General features: G+C 69.7%; 5 protein-coding genes and 1 pseudogene. 2 read left to right on the top strand and 4 right to left on the bottom strand.

Annotated elements, in window-relative coordinates; all coding sequences use genetic code 11:
- Together GVN67_RS15745 and GVN67_RS15740 are read left to right on the top strand one after the other, a co-directional pair.
- Positions 1–121 (top strand): annotated as a pseudogene (locus tag GVN67_RS15745) (IS5/IS1182 family transposase); the annotation flags it as partial.
- 790 nt (positions 122–911) lie between these two features.
- On the top strand, positions 912–1,577 hold the full coding sequence (locus GVN67_RS15740) for a DedA family protein (protein WP_159997610.1): 666 nt from the start codon (positions 912–914) through the stop codon (positions 1,575–1,577).
- Between the two features lie 96 nt (positions 1,578–1,673).
- Here GVN67_RS15740 and GVN67_RS15735 read toward each other — a convergent pair whose 3' ends face one another.
- From GVN67_RS15735 to GVN67_RS15720, 4 genes are read right to left on the bottom strand one after another with little or no spacing between them, the layout of a single operon-like run.
- Positions 1,674–2,645 carry a tripartite tricarboxylate transporter substrate binding protein gene (locus tag GVN67_RS15735; protein WP_159997608.1) on the bottom strand — a complete coding sequence of 324 codons (972 nt, stop codon included), beginning with the start codon at positions 2,643–2,645 and terminating at the stop codon, positions 1,674–1,676.
- 55 nt (positions 2,646–2,700) lie between these two features.
- A complete protein-coding gene (locus tag GVN67_RS15730) occupies positions 2,701–4,365 on the bottom strand; it encodes an acyl-CoA dehydrogenase family protein (RefSeq protein ID WP_159997606.1) in 1,665 nt (554 codons plus the stop codon).
- Between the two features lie 15 nt (positions 4,366–4,380).
- On the bottom strand, positions 4,381–5,604 hold the full coding sequence (locus tag GVN67_RS15725) for a CoA transferase (RefSeq protein ID WP_159997604.1): 1,224 nt from the start codon (positions 5,602–5,604) through the stop codon (positions 4,381–4,383).
- A complete protein-coding gene (locus GVN67_RS15720) occupies positions 5,601–8,156 on the bottom strand; it encodes a 2-oxoglutarate dehydrogenase E1 component (protein WP_159997602.1) in 2,556 nt (851 codons plus the stop codon). The genes GVN67_RS15725 and GVN67_RS15720 overlap by 4 nt, the downstream gene beginning before the upstream one ends.
- Positions 8,157–8,243 lie beyond the last annotated feature (87 nt).

The following is an 8,243-nucleotide window of genomic DNA, read 5'->3' as shown; positions in this document are numbered from 1 at the left end:
CATGTTCGGCCGTATCAAGGACTGGCGCCGCGTCGCCATGCGCTACGACCGCTGCGCCCACACCTTCTTCTCCGCTATCTGCCTCGCGGCCACCGTCCTCTTCTGGATCAATGAGTCCTGAGCCTAGTCTGGCGCGGCATGCCAGATCCCGCCGACGTCCCCGCGCTACTCGCCGAGGAGCCGGATGTCGCACGCCGCGTCGCCGGGAGGCTGGACGCGGCCTGCGCCGAGGCGCGGGCGGTAGTGCGGGGCATGCGGGGTTCATTCGGCGCCTGGCGAGCCTCCTGGTGAACAAGGAGATGGTGTGGGGAGGCTGAAGGGGAGGTGGTGGTGGCGGGGGGAGGGGCCTAGCTCAGCCCTCCATATCCTATGACGTCCATAAAGACGTTCTGAGGAGCAGGAGTCTTGCCTCGCTCCCTGCTGATCTTGCCGTCCCGCGCCTCGCATCCGAGAATTTGCTCTCGCCCTTGCCCCTGGATGCGCTGCCCGCCTCCTACACGCTCCAAAGCCCCTTCGTTCAACCCCCGAAGGCTTCTAAAGCTTGGCAATTGAGTTAAGTAGGACCAACTCTTGGTGCCCTCCAGTCCCTCCGCTCATTAATACCGCTATGGCGGCGCCAGACAGTCTGGGATGACCGCGTCGCCTAGCATCCACGGCGGCTGGGCGGGCTTGCAATCGGCTCGGGTAGCTCTGCTGTTACTACTCTCGCGTTGAGCTGTTCGCGAAAATTTCGCGCCTCGGAACTTCAATATACTCGACGATTACAATCCCGTGGCACTGCGAAGATTTGCCGGTCCTATGTGGTTCTTCTTGCGGGCCTCAGAGAGGGAAAGGGTTCAAAGCTCGGTTATGGGGGGACCGACACCAAAACCCATCTGGCATCGCCGCCCCCGCTCAATTACAACCCGTCCATGATCGACACCGCGCTGGCCTCGCTGGAGGCCTGGATCCGCGTCAATGCCGGCTGGGCGGGTCCTGTGACCTTTGCCATCGCCTTCCTGGAATCCTTCCCCATCGTCAGCATCCTGGTGCCCTCCACGGCGCTGCTGCTGGGCCTGGGCGCCATGATCGGCGGCGGGCTGCTGGAGCCCGGGCCGGTGCTGATCGGCTGCATCGCCGGCGGCATCCTGGGCGATGCCGCGGGCTTCTGGCTGGCGCGCGCCGTTGGGCCGCACCGCATCCGCCGCCGCCTGCCGCGCAACTGGCGCCGTCCCTATGCCTGGGCCACCCGGCTGTTCCTGCGCTTCGGCTGGAGCGCGGTGTTCTACGGCCGCTTCATCGGTCCGCTGCGCGCGGTGACGCCGCTGGCGGCCGGCGTCATCCGCATGGGGCATTGGCGGTTCCAGAGCGCCAATGTGCTCTCCGCCATCGTCTGGGCGCCGCTGATGATCATGCCGGGCAGCATCGGCGGCTGGCTCGCCAGCCAGGTCGACAAGGACGAGATGCCGCAGGCCCTGGCCATCGCCGCGGTGGTCGGCATCGGCGGCTGGCTGGCCTGGCAGCGCCTGGCGCCGATGGCGCGGGCCTGGATCCGGGCCCGCTTCTCGACGCCGGCGCTGCGGCGGCCGGTGGAGTGACACTGGCCTTCTCAGCCTGACCTGCAGCCGGCACCGCCGGCTGAGCGCGCGAACGGGCGCCGCCGCCGATGCGGCGCAGCCAAGCCGCCGGAGGCATCAATCGATCTTGGTGCCGGTGACGCGGACGATCTCGCCCCAGCGGTCGTAATCGGCGCGCAGCGTGGCGCCGAACTCGGCGGGGCCGGCGTAATCCACCACGGCGCCGATATCGGCGATGGTGCGCATCAGGTCGCTGTCGGCCAGCGCCTTGGCGACGTTCTGCGCCAGGGTCTCGACGATCGGCTGCGGCAGCCTGGCGGGTGCCAGCAGGCCGAGCCAGGCGCCGCCCTGGGTCTCGGGGAAGCCGGCCTCGGCGGTGGTCGGCACCTGCGGCAGGGTCGGCTGGCGCGCCTTGGTGCCCACGGCCAGCGGCACCACGCGGTTGTCGCGGATGAAGGGCAGCGTGCCGATCTGCGTGTCGAAGGTCAGGTCGACGCGGCCGGCGACGATGTCGGTCACCGACTGCGCCGTGCCGCGATAGGGCACATGGGTCAGGCTGATGCCGGCCTCGCGCCCCAGCATGGCCATCAGCAGCTGCGACGTCGTGCCATTGCCGGTGGTCGCAAACGTCACCTCGCCCGGCGACTTCTTCGCCTTGGCCACGACATCGGCGATCGAGGTGAAGCCGGTATGCTTGCCGGCGACCAGCACATAGGGCAGCTGCACCAGCTGGGCGATCGGCGTGAAGTCGACGCGCGGATCATAGCCCAGGTTCGGATAGATATGCGGGTTGATCGCCTGCGGCGCCGAGGCGCCGACGGTGATGGTGTAGCCATCCGCCGCGGCGCGGGCGACGAAGACCGCGCCGATCGAGCCGCCCTGGCCGCTGCGGTTGTCGACGACGAAGCGCTGCCCCATGCCCTGGCTCAGCCGGTCGGCCAGCAGGCGCGCGATGCTGTCGGTCGCGGTGCCCGGCGGGAAGCCCACGACGATGCTGACCGGCTTCGACGGCCAGGTATCCGCGCGCGCCGGCAGGGCGGCAGCACCGCCGGCAGCAGCCGCCAGCGACAACAAGGAACGACGCTTCATTCTTTCTCTCCCTCTTTTCCTGGACGAAGGCGGCCCGTCGTTGCGGGCCGCCTGATCAGTTGGCGCGGCCGAGCAGCCCGCGCGCGATCACCTGCGCCTGGATCTCGGCGGCGCCCTCGAAGATCGACAGGATGCGGGCGTCGCACAGCACGCGGCTGATCGGATATTCCAGCGCATAGCCATTGCCGCCATGGATCTGCAGCGCCGCATCGGCATTGGCGAAGGCGATGCGCGCGGCCAGCAGCTTGGCCATGCCGGCCTCGATGTCGCAGCGCCGCCCGGCATCCTTCTGCCGCGCGGCGAAATAGGCCAGCTGGCGCGCGACCATGGTCTCGGTCGCCATCATCGCCAGCTTGGCATGCACGCGCGGGAAATGCTGGATCGGCTTGCCGAACTGGCTGCGGTCGCGGGCGTAGCTCAGCCCGAGCTCCAGCGCGTTCTGCGCCACGCCCAGCGCACGGGCGGCGGTCTGGATGCGGGCGCTCTCGAAGGTTTCCATCAGCTGCTTGAAGCCCTGGCCCTCGACGCCGCCGAGCAGGTTGGCCACCGGCACCTCGAAGCCGTCGAAGGAAATCTCGTATTCCTTCATGCCGCGATAGCCCAGCACGGGGATCTCCGTGCCCGACATCCCCTGCGCCGGAAACGGATCTTTCTCAGTGCCGCGCGGCTTCTCGGCCAGCAGCATCGACAGCCCGCGATAGCCGGTGCTGCCCGGATCGGTGCGCACCAGCAGCGTCATCAGGTCGGAACGCGCGCCATGGGTGATCCAGGTCTTGGCCCCAAAGATCCGATAGACATCGCCCTCCCGCACCGCCCGCGTGCGCAGGCTGCCGAGGTCGGAACCGGTGTTCGGCTCGGTGAAGACGGCGGTGGGCAGGACCTCGCCGCTGGCGAGCCCGGCCAGCCAGCGCGCCTGCTGTTCCGCGGTGCCGCCGAGGCGGATCAGCTCGGCCGCGATCTCGGCCCGCGTGCCGAGCGAGCCGACGCCGAGATAGGCGCCGCTCAGCGCCTCGGAGACCAGGCACATGGCGACCTTGCCAAGGCCGAGCCCGCCATTCTCCTCCGGCACGGTCAGGCCGAAGACGCCCATCCCCGCGAGCTTGTCGACGAGATCCATCGGAATGAGCTCGTCACGGCCATGCCAGCCCGGCGCATGCGGCACGATCTCGGCGGCGCCAAATCGCAGAAATTCGTCGCGCATGGCGGCGAGCATCTCGTCCTCCAGCGCCAGCGCGCCGAAGCGGCCTTCGAGCATTTCCGTCGTCAGCGCCAGGCGCGAAGCCTCCAGCGCCGCGCGGTCGTTCAACGTGGCGAGCGCCGGCTCCGCGGCATAGGCGGCGATGGCCTCGGCGGGCAAGTTCAGGTCGGCCGGGCGCGCGATTTCCGACTGGCTCATCGGGATGCCGCCAGCGAGCTGCGCGCCATATTCGGCGAAGGCCAGATGCAGGATGGCGCGTTCCGCCGCGCCGAGCGCGCCCGCCGCCTGCAGTCGCCGCGCCCAGTCCAGCGCCTGGCGCAGCGCCTCGACATAGGTGGCCTGCCAGGCCAAAGCATGGGCGCTGAACTGATGCTTTTCCAGCGCCGCCGGATCGGGCTTCTGGCCCGGCGCCACCAGCGCGCCGACCGAGAGCCGCGCGCCGTCGAACAGCTTCTCCGCCGCCGTCAGCAGCGAGGAGCACTGGGAGAAAAGGCGATCGCCGCCGCTCAGATCGTTGGGCATGACCGAAAGAATCCTTCAGGCGGCGTCGGGGAGGGGGCCGGCGACGATGCCGGCATCATGCAGCTTGCCGATGGCGGCCGAGGAAAGCCCGAGCACCTCGGCCAGCACCGCGTCGCTGTCCTGGCCCAGCGCCGGCGCCGGCGCGGGCGGCAGCCGGTCGCCGCCGGTGAAGGCCAGTGGCGTGCCCGGCGCCAGGATGCGCCCCGCCCCCGGCTGGTTGATCTCGGCGAAGAGCGGATTGGCCGTGCTGCAGCGGGGATCTTCGGCCAGCAGCTGGCCGAAATCCTGATACGGGCCCCAGAGCACGCCGCTGCCTTCGAAGGCGGTGGCAATCTCGGCCAGCGTCCGCGTGGCGCACCAGGATTCCAGCAGAGAAAAAATGGCGCCGCGGGCGTGGAAGCGGCCGCCCTCGGTGTCGAGGTCGACCTGCATCATCGGCCCGATCATCGCCAGCCGCTCGGTCAGGCCCGTCGCCTTGCCGATGGCGCGCCATTGCCGGTTGGAAATGGCGACGATCATGATCCGCCGCCCGTCGCTGGTCGGGAAATCGCGGCCCAGCGCGCCATAGAGGTCGTTGCCCATCGGCGGCCGGACATTGTTGTTGACGGCAACATCGGCGAGATAGCCCAGGTTGCCGACGCTGGCGAGCATCACGTCGGACAGCGCCAGCGTCACCTCGCGGCCCTGGCCGTCGCGACGCCGGGCGCGCTCGGCGGCCAGCAGCCCGGTCGACAGATACAGGCCGGCGGCGATGTCCCAGGCAGGCAGCACATGATTGACCGGCGCCTCGCCATCGCCGGTGGCCATCGGGAAGCCGGAGGCGCAGTTCACCGTGTAGTCGACCGCGGCGCTGCCGTCGAAATGTCCGGTCAGCCGCAGCATGATCAGGTCGGCGCGGGCGGCGGAGAGCGCCGCGTGGCTCATCCAGCCGCTGGCCGGCAGGTTGGTCAGCAGGAAGCCGGCATCGGGCCCGGGGGCGCCGATCAGCGCGCGGGCGATCTCCTGGCCCTCGGGCTTGTTCAGGGCCAGCGCGATGGAACGCTTGCCGCGATTGAGGCTGGCCCAGTAGAGGCTGCGTCCGGAAGGCGCCAGCGGCCAGCGGCGATAATCGATATTGCCGCCGATCGGGTCGATGCGGATGACCTCGGCGCCGAGCTGCGCCAGCGTCATGCCGCCGAGCGGTGCTGCGATGAAGGCGCTGACCTCGACGATGCGCATGCCGGACAGGATGGTGCTCATTCCGCGGCCTCCTGGCGGGTGGCGGTTCGGCCGAAGGCGGCCTCGACGATGGCGCGCTGCTCGGCGTCATGCGCGCCATGGAAGCTGCCGGCAGGCGAGGGCGAGGCGGCGCGACCATGATAGGCGGGACGCGGGCGGGCGACGCCATTCGCCTCGGCCAGCGCCTCGATCTGGCGGTCGAGCCAGCGCCAGGCGCCCATGTTCTCCGGTTCCTCCTGCACCCAGGCGAGCGCCGCTTGCGGATGCTTCGTCAGGATCGCCGCGAGGGCTTCGGCGGGGAAAGGATAGAGCTGCTCCAGCCGCACGATGCCGATGGGGGCGCCGGTGGCTGCGCGTTCCTCCTCCAGCTCATAGGCCATCTTGCCGCTGCAGATCAGGATCTTCTCGGCCTTGGCCGGGACATCGGCGATCACGGGGTGAAAGGCCTCGCCCGGCAGGAAGGCCTCGAGCGGCGACAACGCGGCCGGCAGGCGCAGCAGCTTCTTCGGGCTCATCACCACCAGCGGGCGGTTGTGCCGGCCCAGCCCCTGCTCGCGCAGCATGTGGAAATAGTTGGCCGGGGTCGAGGGATTGGCGATGCGCATGTTGTCGCCCGCCGCCAGCTGCAGGAAACGTTCGAGGCGCGCGGAGGAATGTTCCGGCCCCTGGCCCTCCAGCCCATGCGGCAGCAGCATCACCAGCCGCGAGGCGCCGCACCATTTCTCCTCGGCCGCGGCGACGAACTGGTCGATGATGATCTGCGCGCCATTGGCGAAGTCGCCGAACTGCGCCTCCCAGATCACCAGCGCCTCGGGCCGCTCCAGGCTGTAGCCATATTCGAAGCCCAGCACGGCATATTCTGACAAGGGGCTGTTATAGGCGGCGAAGCGCGCCTGGGTGGCGTCGAGCCCGTCCAACCCGACATGGCGCGTGCCGGTCTCGCGGTCGGTCAGCCAGAAATGCCGGTGGGAGAAGGCGCCGCGCACCACATCCTGCCCCGACAGCCGCACCGGTACGCACTGCAGCAGCAGGCTGCCGAAGGCCAGCGCCTCGGCGCTGGGCCAGGGGATGCCGGCGGGGTCCAGCGTCCGCTGCTTCAGGATGCGCGGCATGCGGGGATGCAGCGTCGCACCCTCCGGCACCGCGGCCAGATGGTCGGCGATGCGCTGCAACGTCGGCGCGCCCACGCCGGTGTCTTCCGTGCGGGTCGGCGGTCGCGGCGCATAGCCGCTTTCGTTGCTGCGGAAGGAAGCGGCCTCGGCATAGCTCGCCTGCAGTTTTGCGCGTGCCGCTTCCAGCAACGCGGCAACCTCGTCGACGGTGACGAGGCCGCGCTGCTGCAGCACCGCCGAGAAACTCTCGAGCACCGGCGGATGCGCGGCGATCCGCGCATAGAGGCCGGGCTGGGTGAAGCCGGGCTCGTCGATCTCGTTATGGCCGTTGCGGCGATAGCAGACCAGGTCGATCACCACGTCCGCGCGCTGCGCCTGGCGCCAGGCGAGGGCGATATCGGCGGCGCGCGCCACGGCCTCGGGGTCGTCGCCATTGGCATGCAGGATGGCGGCGTCCACAGCCTTCCAAACGCCGGTGCAGTGGCGGGAGGTGCGACCCTCCTCGGCCTCGGTGGTGAAGCCGATCTGGTTGTTGACCACGACATGCACCGCGCCGCCAACCGAATAGCCTGCCGGCCCGCCGAGCTGGATGCATTCGGCGACGATGCCCTGGCCGATCACGGCGGCATCGGTGTGCAGCAGGATCGGCAGCACGGTGTCGCTGTTGCCCACGGCATCCTGCGCGGCGCGGGCGCGGCCGAGCACCAGCGGATCGACGGCCTCCAGATGCGACGGATTGGCCAGCAGCGTCACCCGGATCGCGCGGCCACCGAAGGACAACTCGACATCGTCGCCCAGGTGGTATGGCACGTCGCCGGCACGCGGCGCATCGGCGGGGAAGGGGTGGGCGCCCTTGATCTCGGCGAGCATGCGCGCCAGCGAGCGGCCCAGCAGATTGGCCATGATCGACAGCCTGCCGCGATGCATGGTGCCGATCACCGCGCGGGTGACGCCGGCCGCCGCGGCCTGCTGCAGCAGGCGCCGCAGCAGCGGCAGCAACGCCTCCGCCCCTTCGGCGCCAAAACGTTTCTTGGTCGGGAATTTCAGCGCCAGGAAGGCCTCGAATTCCTGGGCCTCGACCAGCGCTTCCAGCAGCGCACACGGATCGGCGGGGGGCGGCAGGCCGGCCCCCTGCTCGACGGCAGCCCGCAGCCAGGCGCGGCGGTCGGCATCATCGATATGCGCCGACTCCACCGCAAGGCTACTAGTATAGCAGTGTTCCAGGGGATCGATGGCGGGGGCAGGACGCGGCGACAGCGGGTCGAGCCAGGCGCGCAGATGGCCACGGGCGCGCCATTCCTCCGAAGCGCCGTCGCCCGGCGGCACACCGGCTTCGAGCTCCTCGAGCACCTGCAGCAGCACCCGCCAGCCCGGCTCGACCGAGGCCGGATCGCGCGCATAGGCGGCCTGCTGCGTGGCCAGATACTGGTAGCTCATGCTGCCTAGCGGCGACGATGCCATGCGCCTCTTTCCCCCGGACGGTTTTCCTTTGTCCCCAGGATAGCAGCCGCTGGCGCCCCGGAAACACGACGCGTTGGATAAGAGCTA

Origin of the sequence: Roseomonas sp. 18066 (assembly GCF_902706185.1) — a bacterium.
GTDB lineage: Bacteria > Pseudomonadota > Alphaproteobacteria > Acetobacterales > Acetobacteraceae > Pseudoroseomonas.
Note: the sequence above shows the minus strand (reverse complement) of the source record. Positions and strands in the feature narration are given on the sequence as shown.

What these genes read in the sequence shown, in the direction of transcription:
- GVN67_RS15740 (WP_159997610.1), top strand. Translation starts at nt 912, where the DNA reads ATGATCGACACCGCGCTGGCCTCGCTGGAGGCCTGGATCCGCGTCAAT.
- GVN67_RS15735 (WP_159997608.1), bottom strand. Translation starts at nt 2,645, where the DNA reads ATGAAGCGTCGTTCCTTGTTGTCGCTGGCGGCTGCTGCCGGCGGTGCT.
- GVN67_RS15730 (WP_159997606.1), bottom strand. Translation starts at nt 4,365, where the DNA reads ATGCCCAACGATCTGAGCGGCGGCGATCGCCTTTTCTCCCAGTGCTCC.
- GVN67_RS15725 (WP_159997604.1), bottom strand. Translation starts at nt 5,604, where the DNA reads ATGAGCACCATCCTGTCCGGCATGCGCATCGTCGAGGTCAGCGCCTTC.
- GVN67_RS15720 (WP_159997602.1), bottom strand. Translation starts at nt 8,156, where the DNA reads ATGGCATCGTCGCCGCTAGGCAGCATGAGCTACCAGTATCTGGCCACG.